We start from the raw sequence: 23,599 nt of genomic DNA, 5'->3' as shown, positions 1-23,599 counted from the left end.
CCGCGCCTCCCGTCCGTCCGGTGGTCGCGTCGAGGACGCGACCCGCGCCGTCAGGCCGCGTCGTGGTCCGTCTGCAGGAACTCGACGAGGTCGTCGGCGGTCTTCTCGGCGTCGTCGCCGGACACCGTGAGGGTGACCTCGTCGCCGTTCTCGATGCCGAGGCCGAGCAGCGCGAGGATGCTGCCGGCGTTGCCGGACTTGTCGCCCTTCGCGATGGTGACCTGGTGGCCGGACGCGGTCACGGTCTGGACGAACAAGGACGCGGGGCGGGCGTGCAGGCCGGACGCGCTGGCGACGGTGACGGTGCGGGTGGCTTCGGACATCGAATGGACTCCTGTCGATGGGTGGTGGCGCTCATGGTAGCGAGCGCCGGGTGGGGCGGGTCCCGGCAGCGGTCAGGAACGACCGGGCCAGAACACCTCGGTGCCGGCGGCCTCGACCTCGCGGACGAGGTCGGCGTTGACACCGGGGTCGGTGATGATCGTGTCGATCGCGGCGAGGGGCGCGACGCGGCCGAACTCCTCGCGGCCGAACTTCGTGTGGTCGGCGAGCAGGATGCTCCGCCGAGCCGACTTGATCATGGCGGACTTCACGGCGGCCTCGGCCATGTTGTGGGTCGTGAGTCCGCGCTCCGGCGTGATGCCGTTGATGCTGATGAACGCGACGTCGACGCTCACCATGCCGATGAGCTGGTGCGTCCAGGTGCCGACGCCCGCGAGCGAGTCGCTCCGGATGTTGCCGCCCAGCAGGTGCAGGTCGAGGCCCTGCCGGTTCGCCACTGCCATCGCGACCGGCAGCGAGTGCGTCACCACCGTCAGACCGCGGTCGGTGGGGAGCATCTCGGCGAGGCAGATGGTCGACGTGCCGGCGTCGATCATGATCGAGCCGTTCTCGGGCAGCTCCTCGAGGGCAGCCTGGGCGATGACCATCTTCTCGGACTGGTTGATGCCGCCACGGTCGCCGACCCCGGGGTGCAGCGTGATGCGCTCGACCGGGATCGCACCGCCGTGCGCCCGTCGGACCAGCCCGCGGCGCTCGAGGCTCGTGAGGTCACGGCGGATGGTCTCCGGGGTCACCTCGAGCGACTCGGCGAGGTCCTTCACGTCGACCCGCCCCTGGGCGCGGGCCTGTTCCACGATGCGCTGGTGGCGCTCGGGTGCGTACATCGTGAGCCTCGTCGTCTCGTGCGGGTCGTGCGGGCGGGTGATCGGGGGGGGATCGGGATGATCGGGCCGGAACGGACATGCTCGGGCACGTCTCGATCCGCGATGCCCGTTTCGTTCTGGACGCCAGACGCAAACGGGCATCTGTTTCTGCATTTTTATCCCCGGATGTGTTTGTTTGTCAACGAGGATCGATGTAGTGTGCTCCCAGTCGCTCGACCGCGGCACCCACCGCACCACCGCACCGCACCGCCCCACCGCGCGTGAGATGAAGGAGTCTCGAATGTCCGAACTGCTCGGCACCGGCGTCGGCCGTGGCGTCGCCCACGGACCGGTCCTCCGGATGGCGGACCCGCTCGGCGCTCCGTCGCAGGACGCACTGGTCGGTTCGGCGGACGACGCGAAGCAGGCAGTCGCCGGGGCGCTCGCCGCGGTGGCCGAGGACCTCAACAAGCGCGGGCAGCTCGCCGGCGGAGACGCCCAGGCCGTGCTCGAGGCGCAGGCGCTCATGGCGCAGGACCCGACACTGCTCGACGACGTGCACGCCCGCATCGACGGCGGCACCAACGCCGAGCGCGCGGTCTTCGAGGCGTTCGGTCAGTTCCGCGACCTCCTCGTCCAGATGGGCGGGTACATGGGGGAGCGTGCGGCGGACCTCGACGACGTCGCGCAGCGCATCATCGCCAAGCTCCGTGGAGTGCCGGCCCCGGGCGTCCCCGAGTCGGACACCCCCTTCGTGCTCGTCGCCCGCGACCTCGCGCCGGCGGACACCGCGCTCCTCGACCTCGACAAGGTGCTCGCGCTCGTCACCCGTGACGGCGGTCCGACCTCGCACACCGCGATCCTCGCCCGGGCCAAGGGCATCACCGCGATCGTCGGCGTCACGGGTGCCGAGCAGCTCGCCGACGGCACCGAGGTCGTCGTCGACGCCGCCGCCGGCACCGTCGTCACCGAGCCGTCCGCGGAGCTCGTCGCCGAGGTGGAGCAGCGCATCGCCGACCGCCTCGCCGCCGCCGAGGCCCCCCTCACCGCCGGTGCCCTGGCCGACGGCCACACCGTGCCCCTGCTCGCGAACCTCGGCAGCCCCGCCGACGCCGCGGGCGCCGTCGCTCTCGGTGCGGAGGGCGTGGGGCTCTTCCGCACCGAGTTCCTCTTCCTCGACTCGCCGAAGGCCCCGACCGTCGCCGAGCAGCAGGAGTCCTACAAGCGCCTGCTCGAGGCGTTCCCCGGCAAGAAGGTCGTCGTCCGCGCGCTCGACGCCGGCGCCGACAAGCCGCTGCCGTTCCTCACCGACAAGGACGAGGAGAACCCGGCGCTCGGCCGCCGCGGGCTCCGCGCGCTGCGGAACCACGAGGAGGTCCTGCGCGACCAGCTCACCGCGCTCGCGCAGGCCGACGCCGAGACCGAGGCGGACCTCTGGGTCATGGCCCCGATGGTCGCCGACGCCGAGGAGACCGAGTACTTCGTCGGGCTCGCCCGCGAGCTCGGCATCCGCACCGCCGGCGTGATGGCCGAGGTCCCGTCGCTCGCCCTCATGGCCGAGCAGGTCTTCACCTCCGCCGACTTCGTGTCGATCGGCACGAACGACCTGACCCAGTACACGATGGCCGCCGACCGCATGCTCGGCACCGTCGCGTCCTACCAGGACCCGTGGCACCCCGCCGTCCTGCGCCTCGTCGCGCAGCTCGGCTCCGCAGGGGCCGACGCCGGCAAGGCCGTCGGCATCTGCGGTGAGGCCGCGGCCGACCCGCTCCTCGCCGTCGTGCTCGTCGGCCTGGGAGCCACCACCCTGTCCATGACCCCCGCGGCCCTCGCCGACGTGCGCGCCGAGCTCGGCAAGCACACGCTCGACCAGGCCCGCGAGATGGCGAAGGCGGCACTCGCCGCGAGCACGGCGGCGGCCGCGAAGTCCGCCGCGGCCGCGGCACACGCCGTCTGAGCAAGCAGCACCACCGCAGCAAGCCCAACACCACCACTGCAGCATCCCTCACAGAAAGTCACCGCACATGACAACGTCGTCCGTTGCATCGCCGGGCGCCCCCACGCGGGGGCAGGGGCGCGTCCGCGTCCAGAAGTTCGGCACGTTCCTCTCCGGCATGGTCATGCCGAACATCGCGATCTTCATCGCGTGGGGCATCATCACCGCGTTCTTCATCCCGACGGGCTGGACCCCGGTCGCTGCGCTCGGCGGTTCGAAGGACGGCAGCGTCGTCGGTGTCGTCGGCCCGATCCTGACCTACCTCATCCCGCTCGCGATCGCGATCCAGGGTGGCCGGATGGTCTACGACATCCGCGGCGCGGTCGTCGGCTCGATCTTCGCGATGGGTGTCATCCTCGGCTCCGACACGACGATGATCCTCGGCGCGATGATCTGCGGCCCGCTCGGCGCGTACATCATCAAGCAGGTCGACCGCATCTGGGACGGCAAGATCAAGCCGGGCTTCGAGATGCTCGTCAACAACTACGCGGCCGGCATCCTCGGCTTCGGGTTGTTCATGGCCGGGTTCTTCTGGCTGTCGAAGCTCTTCACCGGCATCGCCCTCGCGCTCGGTGCAGCGGTGGAGTTCCTGATCCAGCACTCGCTGCTGCCGCTCGCGAGCGTCTTCATCGAGCCGGCGAAGGTGTTCTTCCTCAACAACGCCATCAACCACGGCGTGCTCGACCAGCTCGGTGCGCAGCAGGTCAAGGAGTCCGGCAAGAGCATCCTGTTCCTGCTCGAGGCGAACCCCGGCCCGGGTCTCGGCATCCTGCTCGCGTTCACCTTCTTCGGTGTCGGCATCGCCCGCTCGACCGCTCCCGGCGCGATCATCATCCAGTTCTTCGGCGGCATCCACGAGATCTACTTCCCGTACGTGCTGCAGAAGCCGGTCCTGTTCCTCGCCGTCATCCTCGGCGGTGGCACCGGCGTCCTGACGAACGTCATCTTCAACTCGGGCCTGACCGCACCCGCGTCGCCCGGCTCGATCCTGGCCGTCCTGTTCAACACCTCCCGCGACAGCTACCTCGGTGTGATCCTCTCCGTCGTCCTGTCCGCCGGCGTGACCTTCGCCGTGGCGTCCTTCTTCCTGCTCGCCAGCCGGAAGCGTGACCTCGCGAACGGGGGCGGCGACATGAGTGCCGCGATGGCGAAGCTCCAGGCGAACAAGGGCCGCGACGTCAACGCCGCGACCGCCGGCCTGTTCGGCAGCACCGCCCCGGCGAACGACGAGGAGGCCGAAGCCTCGCTCGGCGGCGTCGGCTCGGCATCGACCGCGACGGCGACCCGCGTGGAGAACGTCGTGTTCGCCTGCGACGCCGGCATGGGTTCCAGCGCCATGGGTGCCAGCGTCCTCCGCAACAAGGTGAAGAAGGCCGGCATCGAAGGGGTCACGGTCGTCAACAAGGCGATCGCGAACCTCGACGGCACCGAGGACCTCATCATCACGCAGGAGGAGCTCACCGACCGTGCTCGGCAGAAGAACCCGGGGGCGCAGCACGTGTCCGTCGGCAACTTCATGAACGCGCCGCAGTACGACGAGGTCGTCGAGCAGCTCAAGAACCAGTAACCAAGTGCAGTATCGGAGGGGACGGGCCGCGGCTCGTCCCCTCCACACGTCCACGACGCCACGTCACGAAGCAAGGAGAACGCCGATGCCCGTCCTGCAGGAGAGCCAGATCCGGATCCACACCGAGGACACCGCCCCGACCAAGTCGGAGGCGATGAAGGAGGCTGCCGAGATCCTCGAGGCTGCGGGCGCGGTCACCGCGGACTACTACCCGGCGATGCTCGAGCGCGAGAAGAGCGTCTCGACGTACATGGGCAACTTCCTCGCCATCCCGCACGGCACCAACGACGCGAAGGACGCCATCAAGTCGTCGGCGCTGTCGTTCATCCGCTACGCCACCCCGATCGACTGGGACGGCAACCCCGTCCGCTTCGTCGTCGGAATCGCCGGCGTCAACAACGAGCACCTCGACATCCTCTCGAAGATCGCGATCGTGTTCTCCGACGAGGACGAGGTCCAGAAGCTGACCGACGCGCCGGACACCGCCGCGATCCTGTCGATCCTCGGCGAGGTCAACGAGTGAGCGACCGCACCGCCGTCCACTTCGGCGCGGGCAACATCGGCCGCGGTTTCGTCGGCCTGCTCCTGCACGAGGCCGGGTACGAGGTCGTCTTCGCCGACGTCGCCGCGCCCCTCATCGACGCCCTCGCCGCCGCCGACTCGTACACCGTGCACGAGGTCGGCCAGGACGCGAAGGACCACGAGGTCACCGGCTTCCGCGCGCTGAACAGCGCGCAGGACGAGCAGGGCGTCATCGCCGAGGTCGCCTCGGCTGACGTCGTCACCTGCGCCGTCGGCCCGAACGTGCTGAAGTTCATCGCGCCGGTGATCGCCGCCGGTCTCCAGCAGCGCGACGCGGGTGCACCGCCGCTCGCCGTCATGGCGTGCGAGAACGCGATCAACGCGACCGACCGGCTCCGCGAGTTCATCGTCGAGGCCCTGCCCGCCGAGACCCGCGACCAGGCACTCGCCAAGGCCGTCTTCGCGAACACCGCCGTCGACCGCATCGTCCCCGCGCAGCCCGAGGGTGCCGGACTCGACGTCACCGTCGAGACCTACTTCGAGTGGGCCATCGACCGGACCCCGTTCAACGGCTCCGAGCCCGACATCCCCGGTGCGCACTACGTCGACGGGCTCGCCGCGTCCATCGAGCGGAAGCTCTTCACCGTCAACACCGGCCACGCGACCGTCGCGTACCACGGCTACCTCGCGGGTGCGGACAAGATCGCCGACGCGATCGCGATCCCCGCGGTGCGGTCCGAGCTCGAGTCCGTCCTCGCCGAGACGAGCGACCTGCTCGTCCGTCGCCACGAGCTCGACCCCGAGGTGCACCGCGCCTACGTCGAGGCGATCATCGCCCGGTTCGAGAACCCGCACCTGCCCGACACCGTCACCCGTGTCGGGCGGCAGCCGCTCCGCAAGCTCTCCCGCGACGAGCGCTTCGTCTCGCCGGCCGCGGCCCTCGCCGAGGACGGCACCGAGCCGACGGCGCTGCTCGACGCGATGGGCGCGGCACTCCGCTTCGACGTCGCGGACGACGAGCAGAGTGTCCAGCTCCAGGAGCTGCTGCGGTCGGACAAGACCGACGGCGAGGTCACCACGGAGATCACCGGGCTCGACGAGCAGCACCCGCTGCACGCAGCGTTCGCTGACCGGGTGCGCCAGGCGCGCGGCTGACGACGTCCGCGGCTCCGGACTGGAGGCACGGTGCCAGCTGGCACCGTGCCTCCAGTCCGTCTGCAGGTGCGTCGCACGGTGCGGCCGCTCGCGGACGCAGCGCGTAGCGTCGGGCGCATGACGAAGCACTGGGTGGCACCGCGGTTCGGCGGCAGCGAGGTCCTCGAGTTCACCGACACCGAGGTGCCCGCTCCGGGACCCGGCGAGGTCACGATCTCGGTCCGCGCCGCCGGCATGAACCCCGCCGACACGAAGCACACCCGCCAGGGCGACCCGTCCGACCTGCCGATCGCCGTCGGCTACGAGGTCGCCGGCACCATCAGCGCGATCGGGCCGGACACCGAGATCGCCTCGGGCGGGGGAGCCGTCGGTGACGAGGTCCTCGCGTTCCGCGTCGAGGGTGGCTGGGCCGAGGAGCTGACCGTGTCCGCACGTGACGTGTTCGCGAAGCCTGCGTCGCTCGGGTTCCCCGAGGCCGCGAACCTCCTCCTCGCCGGTACCACCGCGGCCGACATGCTCCGGGTCACCCGGGCCTCCGGCAACGACACCGTCCTCGTGCACGGCGCGGCCGGGGCGGTCGGGGTGAGCCTGCTGCAGCAGCTCCGGCTGCTCGGGGCCCGGGTCATCGGGACCGCCTCGGAGCGGAACGCCGACGTGGTCGCGGACTTCGGTGGGGAGTGGATCGCCTACGGCGACGGGCTGGAGGACCGCGTCCGCGCGCTCGTCGGCGACGGGACCGGCGACGGCGTCAGCGTCGCGCTCGACTGCGTCGGCACCGACGAAGCGGTCGACGTCTCCCTCGCGCTCGTCTCCGACCGCTCGCGCATCGTGACCATCGCGGCGTTCGGCCGTGCAGAGTCCGAGGGCTTCCGCGCCGTCGGCGGCGCGCAGCCCGAGAGCAAGGCGTTCCGGGACTCCGTGCGGCAGCGGCTCATCGACCTCGCGGGCGACGGGCAGCTCGTCGTACCCGTCGCCCGGACCTTCCCCCTCGCCGAGGCGAAGGCCGCGGCCGAACTGCTGGAGTCGCAGCACCCGGGCGGGAAGCTCGCGCTCGTCCCCTGATCGGGGGTGTCACGCGCCGGACGAGCCAGCGGTGCGTCTGGTTGACTCGGCAAGGCCCCTGTGATGCGCCGGGGCGACCCGATCCGATCCAGCAGGGGGATTTCCCGATGAGTGACCAGTACCCGCCGCAGAACCCGAACGGGCAGGACCCGCACGGCCAGCAGCAGCCCTACGGACAGCAGCCGCAGTACGGGCAGCCGCAGTACGGGCAGCAGCCGCAGTACGGTCAGCCTGCGCCGACCGGCCCGAACGGCGAGCCGCCGCTCTGGGCTCCGTGGTACGGCATCTCGTTCCCGAACGCGATCAAGCGGTTCTTCAAGAAGTACGTCCGCTTCGACGGGCGTGCGAGCCGGAGCGAGTTCTGGTGGTGGTACTTGGCGAACGTGATCGTGTTCGCCGTCCTGTACGCCATCTACGGCATCGGCGCGGCGACGTCCGAGTACCGGACGGTGTCGACGAGCTACTCGACGAGTGCCGTCATGACCTCCCCGTCGGCGCTCTTCGTCATCGGTGGGATCCTGCTCGGGCTCTGGGGCCTCGCGACGATCGTGCCGAACCTCGCGATCGCGTGGCGCCGACTGCACGACGCGAACTTCGCCGGTCCGTTCTTCTTCCTCGGGCTCATCCCGTTCGTGGGCGGCATCATCCTGCTCGTCCTCTACCTGCTCCCCTCGAAGCCCGAGGGCGCTCGGTTCGACCAGCCCCAGCGCGGCTGAGCGACGGACCACGACGGCCCTCCCGGACCTCCGGGAGGGCCGTTCGTCATCGACACGACGAGCGCTCAGGGGAGGACTGGACCATGACGAACGACGGCACACCGCAGTGGGGGCCGCCGCAGCAGCCGTACGGGCAGCAGCCGTACGGGCAGCCGCCGTACGCGCAGCACCCGGTCGGGCAGCCGCTGCACGGGCAGCCGCCGTACGGCCAGCCGTACCCGATGTACCAGGCACCGCCGCCGATCCCGCTCGGGCCGGACGGCACGCCGCCGCTGTGGGCCCCCTGGTACGGCATCGGGTTCCTCGATGCCTTCACCCGCTTCTTCCGGAAGTACGCGCGGTTCGACGGCCGAGCCAGCCGGAGTGAGTACTGGTACTGGGTCCTCGCGAACGCGATCGTCACGCTCGTGCTCGTCGGCGCGTTCTACGGGGTCCTCATCGCGACGCTCGTCGGGGACACCCGGACCGACGCGTACGGCACCAGCGTCGGCGAGGCTGTGCCGTCCCCGTTCGCCTTCGTGTTCCTCGGGCTGTGGTTCCTGTGGTGGCTCGCGACCCTCGTGCCGAACATCGCCCTCGGGTGGCGCCGAGTGCACGACGCCGGTCTGCCGGGGCCGGTGTGGCTCGTGGGGACGTTCGTCTCCGTCGCGGGGATCGTGCTCGGCTGCCTCCCCTCGAACCCAACCGGAGCGCAGTACGACCGACCCGACCTCGGCTAGACCGACGACGTGACGAAGGGCCCTCCCGAACGGGAGGGCCCTTCGTTCGTCACGGGACGGAGTCAGACCACGCGGACGCGGGCGAGCGAGCCGTCGACGACGAGGTCGCGCACGGTGACCGAGGGGTCCGCCGTCTCGAAGCGCATCGCACCGCCGGGCTGGTCGAACCAGGGCTGGACGAAGCGCACCGTCACGAGGAACGGCCGCTCCACCACGTAGCGGTGGGTCTCCGGCGCGGAGGCCACGTGCGGCGGCAGCGACCGCTGGGGGAGCGGGGTGTCGAGCGGGTGCAGGAGGTAGCCGTCCGGCCCGCCGATGCGGTCGACGGGCACGCCGGCCGGGATCTGGATGGTCAGCCCCCGCTCGCCGGCCTGCGACACCTGCTGCGCGAGCTGCGGGTACGTGGAGGCTGCGCGGTCGCGGAGCCCGTCGAGCTCGTGCCGCGGGACGTCCCGCGGAGCCGGGAACGGTCGGTTGAGGAACCGACGCAGCATCTCGACCGCGTCGTCCTCGCCGGTCGCCGTCGCCAGGCGCCGTGCGGTGCCGTAGTCGACGACCTCGAGCGCGTACTCGGCGGCACCCACCTGGGTGATGCGGAGCGCCCCCTCGACCGGCGGCTCGTGCAGGGTCTCCCCGGGGAGTTGCACGTACCGGACGGTGTAGCCGAGCTGGTCGAGGATGGGGCGGGTCTCCGCGAACGTCATGGGCGCGAGCCTACCGGGTGCGACCTATGCCTTCCCCCGCATGATCGCCTGCTTGACCTCGGAGATCGCCTTGGTGACCTGGATGCCACGAGGGCAGGCATCGGTGCAGTTGAAGGTCGTGCGGCAGCGCCAGACGCCCTCCTTGTCGTTGAGGATGTCGAGGCGCACGTTCGCGGCGTCGTCGCGCGAGTCGAAGATGAAGCGGTGCGCGTTGACGATCGCCGCCGGGCCGAAGTACTGCCCGTCCGTCCAGAACACCGGGCACGACGACGTGCACGCGGCGCAGAGGATGCACTTCGTGGTGTCGTCGAAGCGGGCGCGGTCGGCGACGGACTGCACGCGCTCCTTGCCCTTCTCGGGAGCAGAGGATGCCTGGAGGAACGGCTGGACCTCGCGGTAGGACGCGAAGAACGGCTCCATGTCGACGACGAGGTCCTTCTCGAGCGGCAGACCCTTGATGGCCTCGACGTAGATCGGCTTCGAGACGTCGAGGTCCTTGATGAGCGTCTTGCACGCCAGCCGGTTGCGCCCGTTGATCCGCATCGCGTCCGAGCCACAGACGCCGTGCGCGCACGAGCGCCGGAACGTGAGGGAGCCGTCCTGCTCCCACTTGATCTGGTGCAGCGCGTCGAGGATGCGGTCGGTCGGCAGCATCATCACGTCGAAGTCCTGCCAGCGCGGCTCGTCGTCGACGTCCGGGTCGAACCGGCGGACGATGATCGTGACGGGGAAGGATCCGGGAGGGGCGTCCTGCACGGTCCGGATGCGGGGGGCGTCGGAGACCAGGGTGTCGGTCATCAGTACTTCCTCTCCATCGGCTGGTAGCGCGTGATCACGACGGGCTTCCAGTCGAGCGTGATGTGGTCGTCGGCGAGCGACGAGTGCGGGTCGCCCGTCAGGTACGCCATGGTGTGCTGCATGTAGTTCTCGTCGTCGCGCTTCGGGTAGTCGTCGCGCATGTGTCCGCCGCGGCTCTCCTTGCGGTTGCGGGCGGAGTAGACGACGACCTCGGCCAGGTCGAGGAGGAAGCCGAGCTCGACGGCCTCGAGCAGGTCGGTGTTGAACCGCTTGCCCTTGTCCTGCACGGAGACCTGGAGGAACCGGTTGCGGAGCTCGTGGATGGTCTCGGTGACCTTCGCGAGCGACTCGTCGGTCCGGAACACCTGCGCGTTCTTGTCCATCTCCTCCTGGAGCTCCTTGCGGAGCGTGGCGACCCGCTCGGTGCCGGTGGAGGCGCGGAGCTGGTCGAGCATGTCCTTCACGCCCTGCTCGGGGTGCTCGGGAAGCGGGAGGAACTCGGCGGTCTGCACGTACTCGGCGGCGTTGTTGCCCGAGCGCTTGCCGAACACGTTGATGTCGAGTAGCGAGTTCGTGCCGAGGCGGTTCGAGCCGTGCACCGAGACGCACGCGCACTCGCCCGCGGCGTAGAGACCGGGCACGACGGTGGTGTTGTCGTACAGGACCTCGGCCTTGACGTTCGTCGGGATGCCGCCCATCGCGTAGTGCGCGGTCGGCATCACGGGCACCGGCTCGACGACCGGGTCGACGCCGAGGTAGGTCCGGGCGAACTCGGTGATGTCCGGGAGCTTCGTCTCGAGCACCTCGGCGCCGAGGTGCGTGCAGTCGAGGAGCACGTAGTCCTTGTTCGGGCCGGCGCCACGGCCCTCGGCGACCTCCTGCACCATGCAGCGCGCCACGATGTCGCGCGGTGCGAGGTCCTTGATCGTCGGGGCGTACCGCTCCATGAAGCGCTCGCCCGAGGCGTTGCGGAGGATCGCGCCCTCGCCGCGGGCACCCTCGGTCAGGAGGATGCCGAGGCCCGCGAGGCCGGTCGGGTGGAACTGGAAGAACTCCATGTCCTCGAGCGGTAGACCCGTGCGCCAGACGATGCCGACGCCGTCGCCCGTGAGCGTGTGCGCGTTCGACGTCGTCTTGAACATCTTGCCGAAGCCGCCGGTCGCGAAGATCATCGCCTTGGCGTGGAAGACGTGCAGCTCACCGGTCGCGAGCTCGAACGCGACGACACCGGCCGGCTGCTTGCGGGTGACGCCGTCGTCGCCGGTCACGTCGACCATGATGAGGTCGAGCGCGTAGAACTCGTTGAAGAAGTTCACGCCGAGCTTGACGCAGTTCTGGAAGAGCGTCTGCAGGATCATGTGCCCGGTGCGGTCGGCCGCGTAGCAGGCACGGCGGACCGGCGACTTGCCGTGGTCACGCGTGTGGCCGCCGAAGCGCCGCTGGTCGATCTTGCCCTCGGGCGTGCGGTTGAACGGCAGACCCATGTTCTCGAGGTCGATGACCGCGTCGATCGCTTCCTTCGCGAGGATCTCGGCGGCGTCCTGGTCGACGAGGTAGTCGCCGCCCTTGATCGTGTCGAAGGTGTGCCACTCCCACGAGTCCTCTTCGACGTTCGCGAGGGCCGCCGCCATGCCGCCCTGCGCCGCACCGGTGTGCGAGCGGGTCGGGTACAGCTTCGAGATCACGGCCGTCTTCGCCTTCGGACCGGCCTCGATCGCGGCGCGCATCCCGGCGCCGCCCGCGCCGATGATGACGATGTCGAACTGGTGGTGGTGCACGGTGATGTCTGACGGGGTGTTTGCAGGCACGGGGGTCTTTCGTTCAGGGGTGGAGCGGGCGTTCGGAGCTGCTAGCGGGCCGGGCAGAACGACGGCAGGTCGGCTGCGGCGGCACCGGCGGGGCAGGGGTCGAACGTCCAGCACACGAGGAGGCCGAGGACGATCAGCGCGACGCACGCGATGAGGATCGCGACGAGCAGCGTCTTCCGGATGCCCGGCTTCGAGACGTAGTCGTTGACGATCGTCCGCATGCCGTTCGAGCCGTGCACGAGCGCGAGGACCAGCATCAGCGAGTCCCACACCTGCCAGAACGGGTTCGCCCACTTGCCGGCGACGAACGCGAAGTCGATCTGCTTGACGCCCTCGCCCGCCACCATGTTCACGAAGAGGTGGCCGAAGATCAGCACGACGAGCAGGACGCCCGACGCGCGCATGTAGATCCAGCCCCACTTCTCCCAGTTGGTGGTCCGGCGGGCAGCCTGTGCACTGCGGGGCGGTTCGATGGTCTGCGTGGTCATCAGTGCGCTCCTACTGGAAGTCCGCGACGAGGTTCATCAGCTGGCGCGGCAGGAAGCCCGCGATCGCGATCGCCCAGAGGACGAGGACGATCCAGAACATCGCGCGCTGGTACTTCGGCCCCTTCGACCAGAAGTCCACGAGGATGATCCGCAGCCCGTTGAACGCGTGGAACACGATCGCCATGACGAGGGCGATCTCACCGAGGTTCATGAGCGGCGTCTTGTACGTGCCGATGACGGCGTTGTACGCCTCGGGGGAGACCCGCACGAGCGCGGTGTCGAGGATGTGCACGAGCAGGAAGAAGTAGATCGCGACACCGGTGATGCGGTGCAGGACCCACGACCACATGCCGGTGGATCCCCGGTACAGGGTCCCTTGCGGCGTGCGAGAAGCGCGTGGCGCCTCGATCGTCACGTGGGGTTCAGCGGTTGCCGTTCCCCCTCCGGTCTGCTCGGCCATGAGCGAGTCCTCCCGTAGGACGGGCCCGCCGATCGGCGAGCCGTTGCCGTTGGTGTTCTGTGGAACGCCCCCATCCTATGCGCGGGTACTGACGTTCTCGTGCCAACGTGCCCGGACCGCCCGTGCCGCCGCCGGCGGAGCCCCGATCGTCCGCGCGGTGTCGTGGTGGGCGAGCAACTGGTCGCCGACGGCCTCCCACGTCGTCCCCTCGACGCGGAGTCGGCCGGCGGAGCCCATGCGTGCCGCCAGTGCACGGTCCTGGTGGAGGCGCAGCACGGCTCGACGGAGCGCCTGCGGCTCGTCGGGGTCGTAGAGGTCGCCGTCGAGCCCGGGCGCGACCAGGTCGACCGGGCCGCCGGACGCGGGTGCCACGACGGGGAGCCCGGTCGCGTGCGCCTCCTGCAGGGTCTGGCCGAAGGTCTCGGCGGGCCCCGTGTGGACGAAGACGTCGAGGGCCGCGTAGGCATCGGCCAGCGCGTCGCCGCGCAGCGGACCGGTGAAGTGGACGTCGAGGTGTCGGAGGCGACGCTCCAGCAGCGGCCGGGAGGGACCCCCTCCCGCGACCACGACCCGGATGCCCGGGACGCCGCCGAGCTCGGCGAGCCGCTCGACCTCCTTCTCCGGTGCGAGCCGGCCCACGTACCCCACGATCGTCTCGCCGTTCGGCGCGAGCCGCCGGCGCAGCGCACGGACGTGCGCCGCGTCGCGGCGCCCGGGGTGGAACAGCGCGGTGTCGACGCCTCGGCCCCAGCGCGCGACGCGCGGGACGCCGTCCTCGGCGAGCATCGCTGCGGTGGCGCTCGACGGGGCGAGCGTCAGCGACGCCCCCTCGTGGATCCGCCCGAGGATCTTCCGCACCAGCGGGACGGTCGCGGTCAGGCCGTTGCGGCGGGCGAACCCGGCCACGTCGGTCTGGAAGACGGCGACGGAGGGGATGCCGAGCCTCCCGGCCGCCGTGATGGCGCGCCCACCCAGCAGGAACGGACTCGCCGCGTGCAGCACGTCGGCGCCGGAGGCGGCGAGGATCGTGTCGAGCACGGGGTGGGGGAGGGCGACGGGGAACTGGCGGTACGCCACCGCGGGGACACGGTGCACGTCGTAGCCGTTGAACCGCTCGACGTGGTCCTTCGGCCTGAGCTGTGCGATGCCCGGGGTGTCCGGCGCGATGACGACCGCGCGGTGGCCGCGCAGTCGCAGGTGGTCGAGCACCGCGATGACGCTCGTGGTCACGCCGTTGAGGGTGGGCAGGAAGCTCTCGGTCACGACGGCGACGGTCCGTTGGGACGTGCCGCGCTCCACGCTGCGTGCGCTCATGGTGCGTCCCATGCTCCGCGTGCGCCGTGACCGGGTGGTGCGGGCCGTGTGAACGGCGGACACGGTGGGGGTGAACAGGTCGTGCCGGGTTGCGGGAGCGCGCATGCGGGAAACGTGCGGTCGTCGTCCAGGGAGCGACGCGACGGACCGGTACGGTGAGCGGGTGACCGACGAGCTCAGCGACTTCTACGCGATCATCCCCGCCGGCGGCATCGGTTCGCGGCTCTGGCCCCTGTCGCGCGCGGACGCGCCGAAGTTCCTGCACGACCTGACCGGCTCCGGGACGTCGTTGCTGCGCCAGACCTGGGACCGCCTCGCACCCCTCGCCGGCGACCAGCGGATCATGGTCGTCACGGGCCGGGCGCACCGAGCAGCGGTCGAGTCGCAGCTGCCGGGCGTCGAGGACCACAACGTCGTCCTCGAGAGCGAGCCGAAGGACTCCACGGCCGCGATCGGTCTCGCCGCCGCGATCCTCCGTCGCCGCGAGCCGGACGTCGTGATCGGGTCGTTCGCCGCCGACCACGTGATCGGCGACGCGCGTGGCTTCCGGCGCTCGGTGCGCGAGGCGGTCGCCGCCGCCCGCGCCGGCTACGTGACGACGATCGGCATCACCCCCACCGAGCCGGCGATCGGCTTCGGGTACATCCACGCCGACGGCCAGGCACTCGACGTCGAGGGCGCCTCGACCGTGCACGCCGTGGAGTCCTTCGTCGAGAAGCCCGACCTCGACACCGCCCGTGGCTACCTGGAGGAGGGAAACTACCTCTGGAACGCCGGCATGTTCATCGCCCGCGCCGACGTGCTCCTCGACGAGATCGGCCGGACGAAGCCCGAACTCCTCGCTGGACTCGAGGAGCTCGCCGCCGCGTGGGACACCTCGTCGCGCGGCGCGGTCGTCGATGCGATCTGGCCCGGTCTCGAGAAGATCGCCATCGACTACACCGTCGCCGAGCCCGCCGCGGCCGCCGGTCGGATGGCCGTCGTGCCCGGCGACTTCGACTGGGACGACGTGGGCGACTTCGCGTCCCTCTCCAAGCTGCAGGCCGGCGGTCGGGCGAACAACCTCGCCGTGCTCGGCGACGGCGCCCGCATCCTGGCGGACTCGTCGAGCGGCATCGTCGTCGCCCACAGCCAGCGCCTGATCTCGCTCATCGGGGTCGAGGACATCGTCGTCGTGGACACCCCGGACGCCCTGCTCGTGACCACGAGCGAGAACGCCCAGCGGGTCAAGGGTGTGGTGGACGCACTGAAGATCAGCGGCCGCGGCGACGTCCTGTAGCGCTCCACCACGAAAAGCGCTTGACGGGGCTCGGACACTGGGCCCCGCGTTACGGGCACGTTTCCGCGCGGTCGCGATCCCGTTACCGTTCGCAGGCCCGCATCGGAGGGGTTCTGTACCGGTCGGACTGTCGTGTACTGTCGCCACGATCGCCCGGAACCACAGCTCCGGGCCAACGCCCCCGGAGGAATCACCCAAGTGTCATCCCGCACCCGCAAGATCGCGCTCAGCGGCCTCGCCCTGGTCGGCACGGTCGCCGTGCTCGCCGGCTGCTCCGCTGCCCCGTCCGACAACGCCTCGGCCAAGAAGACCGACTTCCGTCCCTGCATGGTCTCCGACTCCGGCGGCTTCGACGACAAGTCCTTCAACCAGCTCGGCTACGAGGGTCTGCAGGACGCCGCCAAGGAACTCGGCGCGACGTACAAGTCGGCGGAGTCCAAGGACTCGACGGTCTACGACTCGAACATCGAGCAGCTGATCAACCAGAACTGCAAGCTCATCGTCACCGTCGGCTTCAACCTCGCCGACGCGACGAAGAAGCAGGCCGCCGCGAACCCCGACACCGACTTCGCGATCATCGACGACAACTCGATCACGGCCAAGAACGTCAAGCCGATCACGTTCGACACCTCGCAGGCGGCGTTCCTCGCCGGCTACGCGGCGGCGTCGTACTCGAAGACCGGCGTCGTCGGCACCTTCGGCGGCATGCAGATCCCGACCGTCACCATCTTCATGGACGGCTTCGCGGACGGCGTGAAGTACTTCAACGAGCAGAAGAAGAAGGACGTCAAGGTCGTCGGCTGGGACGTCGACAGCCAGAAGGGCTCCTTCACCGGTGGCTTCGAGGCCGGCACGCAGGCCAAGGCCGTCGCGCAGACGCTCCTCGACCAGGACGCCGACGTCATCCTGCCCGTCGGTGGCCCGATCTACCAGTCGGCGGCAGAGGCCATCAAGGACGCGAACAACGGCTCCGTCCTGATCGGCGCGGACAGCGACCTCTACGAGGCCGACCCCCGCTACAAGGACATCGCGTTCACGTCCGTCGAGAAGGGCATGCGCCCCGCGACGCGCGACGTCGTCGAGCAGGCCGCCAAGGGTGACTTCTCGAGCACGCCGTACGTCGGCACCCTGAAGAACGAGGGCGTCGGCATCGCGCCGTTCCACGACTTCGCCTCCAAGGTCGACAGCGGCCTCGAGGGCGAACTCGACAAGATCAAGTCCGGCATCATCGACGGCTCGATCACGGTCAAGACCGAAGCGACCGTCAAGTAACACCACGGATGCGGGCGGGGGAGCGATCCCTCGCCCGCATTCCCGTGCCCCGACACGAGGAACTGCGCAGCACAGACATGAAGCTCGAACTCCGCGGCATCACCAAGCGGTTCGGATCGCTGGTCGCCAACGACCACATCTCGCTCACCGTCGAGCCGGGAGAGGTCCACTGCCTCCTCGGTGAGAACGGTGCCGGCAAGTCCACCCTGATGAACGTCCTGTACGGCCTCTACCAGGCCGACGAGGGCGAGATCCTCCTGGACGACGCCGTCCAGGACTTCGACGGCCCCGGCGACGCCATGCGCGCCGGCATCGGCATGGTGCACCAGCACTTCATGCTCGTCCCCGTCTTCACCGTCGCCGAGAACGTCATGCTCGGCCAGGAGCAGACCACGTTCGGCGGCCGGCTCGACCTCGCCGGCGCGCGGGCACGGGTCAAGGAGATCTCCGACCGGTTCGGTTTCGACGTCGACCCCGACGCCAAGGTCGAGGACCTCCCCGTCGGCGTGCAGCAGCGCGTCGAGATCATCAAGGCGCTCTCGCGTGACGCGAAGGTGCTCGTGTTCGACGAGCCGACCGCCGTGCTCACCCCGCAGGAGACCGACGAGCTGATGGCGATCATGCGGCAGCTCCGCGAGGCCGGCACCGCGATCGTGTTCATCACGCACAAGCTCCGTGAGGTCCGCGAGGTGGCAGACCGCATCACCGTCATCCGACTCGGCAAGGTCGTCGGCGAGGCATCGCCCACCGCGACGAACAACGAGCTCGCCGCGCTCATGGTCGGTCGTGCCGTGTCGCTCGTCGTCGACAAGGCGCCGGCGACCGGGGGCGAGGACGCCCTCGTCGTCGACCACCTCACGGTCACGGACCCGTCCGGCGTCGTGCTCGTCGACGACGTCTCGTTCACGGTGCGTCGCGGCGAGATCCTCGCGATCGCCGGGGTCCAGGGCAACGGGCAGACCGAGCTCACCGAGGCGCTCCTCGGACTCGAGCCCGTGCACGCCGGGCACGTCACGCTCGACGGTGCCGAGCTCACGGGCCGCACCGTCAAGCAGATCCTCGACGCGGGCGTCGGCTTCGTGCCCGAGGACCGCAAGGAGGACGGCCTCGTCGGCGAGTTCACCATCGCGGAGAACCTCATGCTCGACCGCGCCGACCACACCGAGTTCGTCCGCGCCGGCACGATCCGCAGTGCGGAGCGCGACACGTTCGCCGACGAGAAGATCGCCGAGTTCGACATCCGCACGCCGTCGCGCACCACCGCGGCGGGGCGGCTGTCGGGCGGCAACCAGCAGAAGATCGTCCTCGCCCGCGAGCTCAGCCGCGAGCTCCGGCTCTTCGTCGCCGCGCAGCCCACGCGCGGCATCGACGTCGGCTCGATCGAGTTCGTGCACAAGCGCATCGTCGCGACACGCGACACCGGCGTCCCGGTCATCGTCGTCTCCACGGAGCTCGACGAGGTCGTGGCGCTCGCCGACCGGATCGCCGTGATGTACCGCGGCGCGATCGTCGGCATCGTTCCCGCGGACACCCCCCGAGACGTCCTCGGCCTCATGATGGCAGGCGAACTGCCCGAAGGAACGGAGCTGGCAGCGTGAGCACCACGCCACCCGACAACAGCGCACGCCGCACGCAGCCCGAGGCCAGCGCGCGCAGCACGCAGCCCGACGACGGCGCGCAGCCCGGAGCGGCGGTCACCGACGACCGTCTGCAGGAGGAGGCGGCGACGCCCCACCTCATGACCGACTCCGCCGCCGACTCCGAGCGTCGCGCCGGCGGTGGCGACCGCTGGAGCACCGCGCTCCAGGGCATCGTCAACGGGTCGGTGCTCGTCACCGTCCTCGCCGTGGTCCTCGCCCTCGTGGCGTGCGGCATCCTCATCGCCGTCACGGACGAGAACGTCCGTGCGGCCGCCGGGTACTTCTTCGCCCGCCCGTCCGACACGTTCCAGGCGATCGGCTCGTCGGTGGGCGGCGCCTACGCCTCGCTCTTCCAGGGCTCGGTCGTCAACTTCGGTGCGAGCTCGTTCGCGCAGGCCATCGTCCCGATCACCCGCTCGCTCGACTACGCCGTCCCGCTGATCGCCGCCGGGCTCGGCATCGCGGTGTCGTTCCGCGCCGGCCTGTTCAACATCGGCGGCCAGGGGCAGATCCTCATGGGCGCCGCTGCCGCCGGATGGGTCGGGTTCTCCTTCGACCTGCCCGCGATCGTGCACATCCCGCTGACGATCATCGCCGGCATCGTCGGCGGCGCGGTCTGGGGCGGCATCGTCGGGCTCCTCAAGGCCCGCACCGGCGCCAACGAGGTCGTCCTGACGATCATGCTGAACTACGTCGGGCTCTACCTCGTCAGCTACATGCTCCGCACGCCGGGCCTGCTGCAGGCGAAGGGAAGCCCGAACCCGATCTCGCCCGCCATGAAGGACAGCTCGGTGCTCCCGCAGCTGTTCGGCCCGCGCTACGGCATCGACCTCGGGTTCGTCGTGGCGATCATCGCGGTCGTCGTCGTGTGGTGGCTGCTCAACAAGTCGTCACTCGGCTTCCGGTTCCGCACGATCGGTGAGAACCCCCGTGCCGCCCGGGTGGCCGGCATGAGCGTCCCCTCGCTCACCGTCTGGGTCATGCTCATCTCGGGTGCGCTCGTCGGCATCGCGGGTGCGTACCAGGTGCAGGGCGCGGTCACGAGCGGCTTCACCTCGAACATCGACGCCGGCATCGGCTTCGACGCCATCACGGTCGCGCTCCTCGGGCGCTCGAAGCCGTGGGGGGTCTTCTGGGCCGCGATCCTCTTCGGCGTGCTGAAGAACGGCGGCTACGCGATGCAGGCCGCGAACGGCATCCCGATCGACATCGTCGGCGTCATCCAGGCCCTCATCGTCCTCTTCATCGCGGCCCCGCCGCTCGTCCGCGCGATCTTCCGGATCCCGCAGCCGGGCGCCCGCCGCCGAACCCGCACCAAGCAGAGCAAGAAGGCGGTCGCCGCGTGAGCACCATGACCCCCACCGCGGTCCCCGCACTGCCCGCCCAGGGCCGCGACCTCGAGACCACCCGCAGCTGGAAGACGGCGATCGGGTACGGCGTCTTCACCGTGATCGCGCTGCTGCTGTTCGGCGTCGCGCACCGACCCGGCACCGCGACCTTCCGGCTGTCCTCGAAGGGCGACTTCTTCGCGCTGCCGAACCTGCCGCTGCCGTCCACGGCGACCGGCGTCGTCGTCATCGTGCTCCTCGCCCTCGCGACCGTCTACGCGGTCGTCGAGACACGTGCGAACCGTCGGGTCCGCCTCTGGGTGACCGCGCTGTTCGCGATCGTCTTCGTCGTGGGCTTCCTGGCGTGGGCCGTCGCGGGCGACTCGATCACGATCCCGGGCATGCTCGTCGGTGCGCTCGGGCTGAGCGTCCCGCTGGTGTTCGGTGCCCTCGGCGGCGTCATCTCCGAGCGTGTCGGCGTCGTGAACATCGCCATCGAGGGCCAGTTCCTCGCGGGTGCGTTCACCTCGGCCCTCGTGGCGTCCGTCACGGGCACCCCCTGGGCCGGCCTCGTCGGCGCGGTCGTCGCGGGCGTCCTGGTGTCGTTCATCCTCGCGGCGTTCAGCATCAAGTACCTCGTCGACCAGGTCATCGTCGGTGTCGTCATCAACGCGTTCGTCTCCGGGCTCACCGGCTTCCTCTACTCGCAGGTGCTCTCGCCGAACGAGTCCACGCTCAACGTCGGTCTGCGCTTCCCGAAGCTCGAGATCCCGCTGCTGCACCAGATCCCGATCATCGGCCCGATCTTCTTCGAGCAGACCGTCGTGGTGTACCTCGCGTACGTCGCGGTGGCGGTCGTCACGTTCTGCCTGTTCAAGACCCGCTGGGGCCTCCGCCTCCGCTCGGTCGGCGAGCACCCGCAGGCCGCGGACACGGTCGGCATCAACGTCAACCGCACCCGGTTCTGGAACGTGTCGCTCGCCGGTGCGATCGCCGGTCTCGGCGGTGCGTACTTCACGCTCGACGCCGTGGGCGGCTTCACGAAGGACATGACCGCCGGCGCCGGCTACATCGCCCTCGCCGCCGTCATCTTCGGCCGCTGGGACCCGATCCGGGCGACCCTCGCGGCCCTGCTCTTCGGCTTCGCGTCGAACCTGCAGAACGCCCTGAGCGTCGTGCAGGGGTCACCCGTCCCGAGCGAGTTCCTGCTCATGCTGCCCTACGTGGTCACGATCCTCGCGGTCGCCGGCCTGGTCGGGCAGGTGCGCGGCCCCGCCGCGGCGGGCAAGCCCTACATCAAGAGCTGACGGCCTGGAGGCACGGCACATGACCGACACGAACCCCTCCGGCGACCAGGCGGTCGCCCCGGCCGACGGGGCGGACGCCGCCACGGGCCTCCCGGCCGGTCCCGAGTCCGCGGACGTCGACTGGAGCGTCCTGCGGGACGCGGCCACGGCCGCGATGCGGCACGCCTACGCGCCGTACTCGTCGTTCCCGGTGGGCGCCGCGGCGCTCACCGACGACGGCCGCGTCGTCTCCGGCTGCAACGTGGAGAACGCGTCGTACGGCGTGACGCTCTGCGCCGAGTGCTCGCTCGTCTCGCAGCTGCACATGACCGGCGGCGGCAAGCTCGTCGCGTTCACATGCGTGGACGGCGACGGGGCGACCCTCATGCCGTGCGGCCGCTGCCGGCAGCTGTTGTTCGAGCACTCGGCCGAGGGCATGCTCCTCGAGACCGTCTCCGGCATCCGCACCATCGACGAGGTCCTCCCCGACGCGTTCGGGCCGCGGACGCTCGTCACCTACCAGCAGGAGCACTGACATGGCCGTCGAGCCCTTCGACACCGTCGACCTCATCCGTACGAAGCGTTCCGGCGACGCCCTCGCCACCGCCGAGATCGACTGGCTCGTCGACGCGTACACGCGCGGCTACGTCGAGGACCCGCAGATGGCGGCCCTCGCGATGGCGATCTTCCTGAACGGCATGGAACGTCGGGAGATCAAGGACCTCACGCTCGCGATGATCGCGTCGGGGGAGCGGATGTCGTTCGACGCCCTCGGCAAGACGACCGTCGACAAGCACTCCACGGGCGGGGTCGGCGACAAGATCACCCTGCCGCTCGCGCCCCTCGTGGCGTCGTTCGGCGTCGCGGTGCCGCAGCTGTCCGGCCGGGGCCTCGGGCACACGGGTGGGACGCTCGACAAGCTCGAGTCGATCCCGGGATGGCAGGCGGCGCTGTCGAACGACCGCATGCTCTCGATCCTGTCCGACGTCGGGGCCGTCATCTGCGCCGCCGGCTCCGGCCTGGCACCCGCGGACAAGAAGCTCTACGCCCTGCGCGACACCACCGGGACCGTGGAGTGCATCCCGCTCATCGCGTCGAGCATCATGTCGAAGAAGATCGCCGAGGGCACGGGCGCGCTCGTGCTCGACGTGAAGTTCGGGTCCGGCGCGTTCATGCCCTCGTACGAGGCGTCGCGCGAGCTGGCGCAGACGATGGTCGACCTCGGGAACGACGCGGGGGTGAAGACCTCGGCGCTCCTGACCGACATGGAGGTCCCGCTCGGGCTGACGATCGGCAATGCGCTCGAGGTCCGTGAGTCCGTCGAGGTGCTGGCGGGCGGGGGTCCGGCCGACGTCGTGGAGCTCACCGTCGCGCTGGCGACCGAGATGCTCACCCTCGCCGGGCTGCCGGACGCCGATCCGGCCGCCGCGCTCACCGACGGGCGGGCGATGGACACCTGGCGTCGGATGATCGCGGCGCAGGGCGGCGACCCGTCGGCCACGCTGCCGGTCGCCCGTGAGCAGCACGTCGTCACCGCACCGGAGTCGGGCGTGCTCGTCTCGCAGGAGGCGCTGCCGTTCGGCGTCGCGGCCTGGCGCCTCGGCGCCGGTCGTGCCCGCGCGCAGGACCCCGTGCAGGCGGGTGCCGGCATCGAGCTGCACGTCAAGCCGGGCGACACCGTGACCGCGGGGCAGCCGCTCTGGACGCTGCACACCGACGAGCCGGAGCGCTTCGACCGGGCGCTCGAGTCGCTCGAGGGTGCGTGGTCGATCGGGTCGTCGGGCTCCTCCGCGGCCGTCCGCGGGCCGATCGTGCGGGAGCGCATCGCGGGCTGACCGCGCCGTCGCGCCGACCATCTGCTCGGTCGGGGGCTCTCTGCCAGGGTGTGGAGAGCCTCCAGCCCGTTCGTCCGTCTGTTGTGCACAGGTGACGGCGCAGGGTCGGTGACCACCGATAGCCTGGAGCGCATGAGCGCCGACGCCACGACCTACCGCCTGCCCGACGCCGGAGCGGTCATCAACGACCTGCCGAAGGTGTCGTTGCACGACCACCTCGACGGCGGGCTCCGGCCGGCGACGATCGTCGACCTTGCCGGAGAGGCGGGCGTGGCGCTGCCGACCACCGACGCCGGGGCGCTCGGTGAGTGGTTCGCCGACCAGTCGAACTCGGGCTCGCTCGTCGAGTACCTGAAGACCTTCGACGTCACCACCTCGGTGATGCAGACCGCGCCGCAGCTGCACCGGGTCGCGAAGGAGTTCGTCGAGGACCTCGTCGCCGACGGCGTCGTCTACGGCGAGGTCCGTTGGGCGCCCGAGCAGCACCTGCAGGGCGGGCTGACGC

22 protein-coding genes and 1 pseudogene are annotated in these 23,599 nt (G+C 70.4%); 15 read left to right on the top strand and 8 right to left on the bottom strand.

Annotation, left to right across the window (positions count from 1 at the left end; translation table 11 throughout):
- Positions 1 to 50 precede the first annotated feature (50 nt).
- Entirely contained in the window at positions 51 to 323 is a 273-nt protein-coding gene (locus ACSW7Y_RS06840; RefSeq protein WP_022904964.1) for an HPr family phosphocarrier protein, read from the bottom strand.
- 72 nt (positions 324 to 395) lie between these two features.
- Entirely contained in the window at positions 396 to 1,166 is a 771-nt protein-coding gene (locus ACSW7Y_RS06835) for a DeoR/GlpR family DNA-binding transcription regulator (RefSeq protein ID WP_438125565.1), read from the bottom strand.
- 280 nt (positions 1,167 to 1,446) lie between these two features.
- On the opposite strand from ACSW7Y_RS06835, the gene ptsP reads away from it, so the two are divergent.
- The 7 genes from ptsP to ACSW7Y_RS06800 all read left to right on the top strand — a co-directional run bounded on the left by ptsP (position 1,447) and on the right by ACSW7Y_RS06800 (position 8,882).
- Complete coding sequence (gene ptsP / locus ACSW7Y_RS06830; protein ID WP_438125564.1) at positions 1,447 to 3,102, top strand: phosphoenolpyruvate--protein phosphotransferase; 1,656 nt, start codon at positions 1,447 to 1,449, stop codon at positions 3,100 to 3,102.
- A gap of 67 nt (positions 3,103 to 3,169) precedes the next feature.
- A complete protein-coding gene (locus ACSW7Y_RS06825) occupies positions 3,170 to 4,708 on the top strand; it encodes a PTS mannitol transporter subunit IICB (RefSeq protein ID WP_438125563.1) in 1,539 nt (512 codons plus the stop codon).
- Between the two features lie 85 nt (positions 4,709 to 4,793).
- On the top strand, positions 4,794 to 5,231 hold the full coding sequence (locus tag ACSW7Y_RS06820; protein WP_022907882.1) for a PTS sugar transporter subunit IIA: 438 nt from the start codon (positions 4,794 to 4,796) through the stop codon (positions 5,229 to 5,231).
- Positions 5,228 to 6,385, top strand: a complete 1,158-nt coding sequence (locus tag ACSW7Y_RS06815) for a mannitol-1-phosphate 5-dehydrogenase (RefSeq protein WP_438125562.1) — start codon at positions 5,228 to 5,230, stop codon at positions 6,383 to 6,385. Before ACSW7Y_RS06820 ends, ACSW7Y_RS06815 begins: the two co-directional genes overlap by 4 nt.
- A 117-nt stretch (positions 6,386 to 6,502) precedes the next feature.
- Positions 6,503 to 7,447 carry an NADP-dependent oxidoreductase gene (locus tag ACSW7Y_RS06810; protein ID WP_438125561.1) on the top strand — a complete coding sequence of 315 codons (945 nt, stop codon included), beginning with the start codon at positions 6,503 to 6,505 and terminating at the stop codon, positions 7,445 to 7,447.
- A gap of 107 nt (positions 7,448 to 7,554) precedes the next feature.
- Entirely contained in the window at positions 7,555 to 8,163 is a 609-nt protein-coding gene (locus ACSW7Y_RS06805) for a DUF805 domain-containing protein (RefSeq protein WP_438125560.1), read from the top strand.
- Positions 8,164 to 8,246: 83 nt separating this feature from the next.
- Positions 8,247 to 8,882, top strand: coding sequence for a DUF805 domain-containing protein (locus ACSW7Y_RS06800; RefSeq protein WP_438125559.1), 636 nt, complete (start codon positions 8,247 to 8,249; stop codon positions 8,880 to 8,882).
- Between the two features lie 62 nt (positions 8,883 to 8,944).
- Here ACSW7Y_RS06800 and ACSW7Y_RS06795 read toward each other — a convergent pair whose 3' ends face one another.
- From ACSW7Y_RS06795 to ACSW7Y_RS06770, 6 genes are all read right to left on the bottom strand, one after another.
- Complete coding sequence (locus ACSW7Y_RS06795; RefSeq protein WP_438125558.1) at positions 8,945 to 9,586, bottom strand: TNT domain-containing protein; 642 nt, start codon at positions 9,584 to 9,586, stop codon at positions 8,945 to 8,947.
- Between the two features lie 24 nt (positions 9,587 to 9,610).
- Entirely contained in the window at positions 9,611 to 10,384 is a 774-nt protein-coding gene (locus tag ACSW7Y_RS06790) for a succinate dehydrogenase iron-sulfur subunit (RefSeq protein WP_438125557.1), read from the bottom strand.
- The gene (gene sdhA, locus ACSW7Y_RS06785; RefSeq protein WP_438125556.1) at positions 10,384 to 12,192 is read right to left on the bottom strand and encodes a succinate dehydrogenase flavoprotein subunit; all 1,809 of its coding nucleotides are present in this window, start codon (positions 12,190 to 12,192) and stop codon (positions 10,384 to 10,386) included. Before sdhA ends, ACSW7Y_RS06790 begins: the two co-directional genes overlap by 1 nt.
- A 41-nt stretch (positions 12,193 to 12,233) precedes the next feature.
- On the bottom strand, positions 12,234 to 12,680 hold the full coding sequence (sdhD, locus tag ACSW7Y_RS06780; RefSeq protein ID WP_438125555.1) for a succinate dehydrogenase, hydrophobic membrane anchor protein: 447 nt from the start codon (positions 12,678 to 12,680) through the stop codon (positions 12,234 to 12,236).
- A 10-nt stretch (positions 12,681 to 12,690) separates the two neighbouring features.
- Complete coding sequence (gene sdhC / locus ACSW7Y_RS06775; RefSeq protein ID WP_438125554.1) at positions 12,691 to 13,140, bottom strand: succinate dehydrogenase, cytochrome b556 subunit; 450 nt, start codon at positions 13,138 to 13,140, stop codon at positions 12,691 to 12,693.
- A 75-nt stretch (positions 13,141 to 13,215) separates the two neighbouring features.
- Positions 13,216 to 14,454, bottom strand: a complete 1,239-nt coding sequence (locus ACSW7Y_RS06770) for a glycosyltransferase family 4 protein (protein ID WP_438125553.1) — start codon at positions 14,452 to 14,454, stop codon at positions 13,216 to 13,218.
- A 163-nt stretch (positions 14,455 to 14,617) separates the two neighbouring features.
- Here ACSW7Y_RS06770 and ACSW7Y_RS06765 point away from each other — a divergent pair, with 163 nt between their 5' ends.
- The 8 genes and pseudogenes from ACSW7Y_RS06765 to ACSW7Y_RS06730 form a co-directional block, all read left to right on the top strand.
- Positions 14,618 to 15,733 carry a mannose-1-phosphate guanylyltransferase gene (locus ACSW7Y_RS06765; protein WP_438125552.1) on the top strand — a complete coding sequence of 372 codons (1,116 nt, stop codon included), beginning with the start codon at positions 14,618 to 14,620 and terminating at the stop codon, positions 15,731 to 15,733.
- A 198-nt stretch (positions 15,734 to 15,931) separates the two neighbouring features.
- Positions 15,932 to 17,005 carry a BMP family lipoprotein gene (locus tag ACSW7Y_RS06760; RefSeq protein ID WP_438125551.1) on the top strand — a complete coding sequence of 358 codons (1,074 nt, stop codon included), beginning with the start codon at positions 15,932 to 15,934 and terminating at the stop codon, positions 17,003 to 17,005.
- 77 nt (positions 17,006 to 17,082) lie between these two features.
- The gene (locus ACSW7Y_RS06755; RefSeq protein WP_438125550.1) at positions 17,083 to 18,603 is read left to right on the top strand and encodes an ABC transporter ATP-binding protein; all 1,521 of its coding nucleotides are present in this window, start codon (positions 17,083 to 17,085) and stop codon (positions 18,601 to 18,603) included.
- Positions 18,600 to 19,991 carry an ABC transporter permease gene (locus ACSW7Y_RS06750; protein ID WP_438125549.1) on the top strand — a complete coding sequence of 464 codons (1,392 nt, stop codon included), beginning with the start codon at positions 18,600 to 18,602 and terminating at the stop codon, positions 19,989 to 19,991. Before ACSW7Y_RS06755 ends, ACSW7Y_RS06750 begins: the two co-directional genes overlap by 4 nt.
- Complete coding sequence (locus ACSW7Y_RS06745; RefSeq protein WP_438125548.1) at positions 19,988 to 21,280, top strand: ABC transporter permease; 1,293 nt, start codon at positions 19,988 to 19,990, stop codon at positions 21,278 to 21,280. The genes ACSW7Y_RS06750 and ACSW7Y_RS06745 overlap by 4 nt, the downstream gene beginning before the upstream one ends.
- 19 nt (positions 21,281 to 21,299) lie before the next feature.
- Complete coding sequence (locus ACSW7Y_RS06740) at positions 21,300 to 21,794, top strand: cytidine deaminase (RefSeq protein ID WP_438125547.1); 495 nt, start codon at positions 21,300 to 21,302, stop codon at positions 21,792 to 21,794.
- A 1-nt stretch (position 21,795) separates the two neighbouring features.
- Positions 21,796 to 23,094 carry a thymidine phosphorylase gene (locus tag ACSW7Y_RS06735; protein ID WP_438125546.1) on the top strand — a complete coding sequence of 433 codons (1,299 nt, stop codon included), beginning with the start codon at positions 21,796 to 21,798 and terminating at the stop codon, positions 23,092 to 23,094.
- A 132-nt stretch (positions 23,095 to 23,226) separates the two neighbouring features.
- Positions 23,227 to 23,599: pseudogene (locus tag ACSW7Y_RS06730) on the top strand (adenosine deaminase); the annotation flags it as partial.

The organism is Curtobacterium flaccumfaciens, assembly GCF_051548005.1.
Classification (GTDB): domain Bacteria; phylum Actinomycetota; class Actinomycetes; order Actinomycetales; family Microbacteriaceae; genus Curtobacterium.
Note: the sequence above shows the minus strand (reverse complement) of the source record. Positions and strands in the feature narration are given on the sequence as shown.

What these genes read in the sequence shown, in the direction of transcription:
- ACSW7Y_RS06840 (WP_022904964.1), bottom strand. Translation starts at nt 323, where the DNA reads ATGTCCGAAGCCACCCGCACCGTCACCGTCGCCAGCGCGTCCGGCCTG.
- ACSW7Y_RS06835 (WP_438125565.1), bottom strand. Translation starts at nt 1,166, where the DNA reads ATGTACGCACCCGAGCGCCACCAGCGCATCGTGGAACAGGCCCGCGCC.
- ptsP (WP_438125564.1), top strand. Translation starts at nt 1,447, where the DNA reads ATGTCCGAACTGCTCGGCACCGGCGTCGGCCGTGGCGTCGCCCACGGA.
- ACSW7Y_RS06825 (WP_438125563.1), top strand. Translation starts at nt 3,170, where the DNA reads ATGACAACGTCGTCCGTTGCATCGCCGGGCGCCCCCACGCGGGGGCAG.
- ACSW7Y_RS06820 (WP_022907882.1), top strand. Translation starts at nt 4,794, where the DNA reads ATGCCCGTCCTGCAGGAGAGCCAGATCCGGATCCACACCGAGGACACC.
- ACSW7Y_RS06810 (WP_438125561.1), top strand. Translation starts at nt 6,503, where the DNA reads ATGACGAAGCACTGGGTGGCACCGCGGTTCGGCGGCAGCGAGGTCCTC.
- ACSW7Y_RS06805 (WP_438125560.1), top strand. Translation starts at nt 7,555, where the DNA reads ATGAGTGACCAGTACCCGCCGCAGAACCCGAACGGGCAGGACCCGCAC.
- ACSW7Y_RS06800 (WP_438125559.1), top strand. Translation starts at nt 8,247, where the DNA reads ATGACGAACGACGGCACACCGCAGTGGGGGCCGCCGCAGCAGCCGTAC.
- ACSW7Y_RS06795 (WP_438125558.1), bottom strand. Translation starts at nt 9,586, where the DNA reads ATGACGTTCGCGGAGACCCGCCCCATCCTCGACCAGCTCGGCTACACC.
- ACSW7Y_RS06790 (WP_438125557.1), bottom strand. Translation starts at nt 10,384, where the DNA reads ATGACCGACACCCTGGTCTCCGACGCCCCCCGCATCCGGACCGTGCAG.
- sdhD (WP_438125555.1), bottom strand. Translation starts at nt 12,680, where the DNA reads ATGACCACGCAGACCATCGAACCGCCCCGCAGTGCACAGGCTGCCCGC.
- sdhC (WP_438125554.1), bottom strand. Translation starts at nt 13,140, where the DNA reads ATGGCCGAGCAGACCGGAGGGGGAACGGCAACCGCTGAACCCCACGTG.
- ACSW7Y_RS06770 (WP_438125553.1), bottom strand. Translation starts at nt 14,454, where the DNA reads ATGAGCGCACGCAGCGTGGAGCGCGGCACGTCCCAACGGACCGTCGCC.
- ACSW7Y_RS06755 (WP_438125550.1), top strand. Translation starts at nt 17,083, where the DNA reads ATGAAGCTCGAACTCCGCGGCATCACCAAGCGGTTCGGATCGCTGGTC.
- ACSW7Y_RS06740 (WP_438125547.1), top strand. Translation starts at nt 21,300, where the DNA reads ATGACCGACACGAACCCCTCCGGCGACCAGGCGGTCGCCCCGGCCGAC.
- ACSW7Y_RS06735 (WP_438125546.1), top strand. Translation starts at nt 21,796, where the DNA reads ATGGCCGTCGAGCCCTTCGACACCGTCGACCTCATCCGTACGAAGCGT.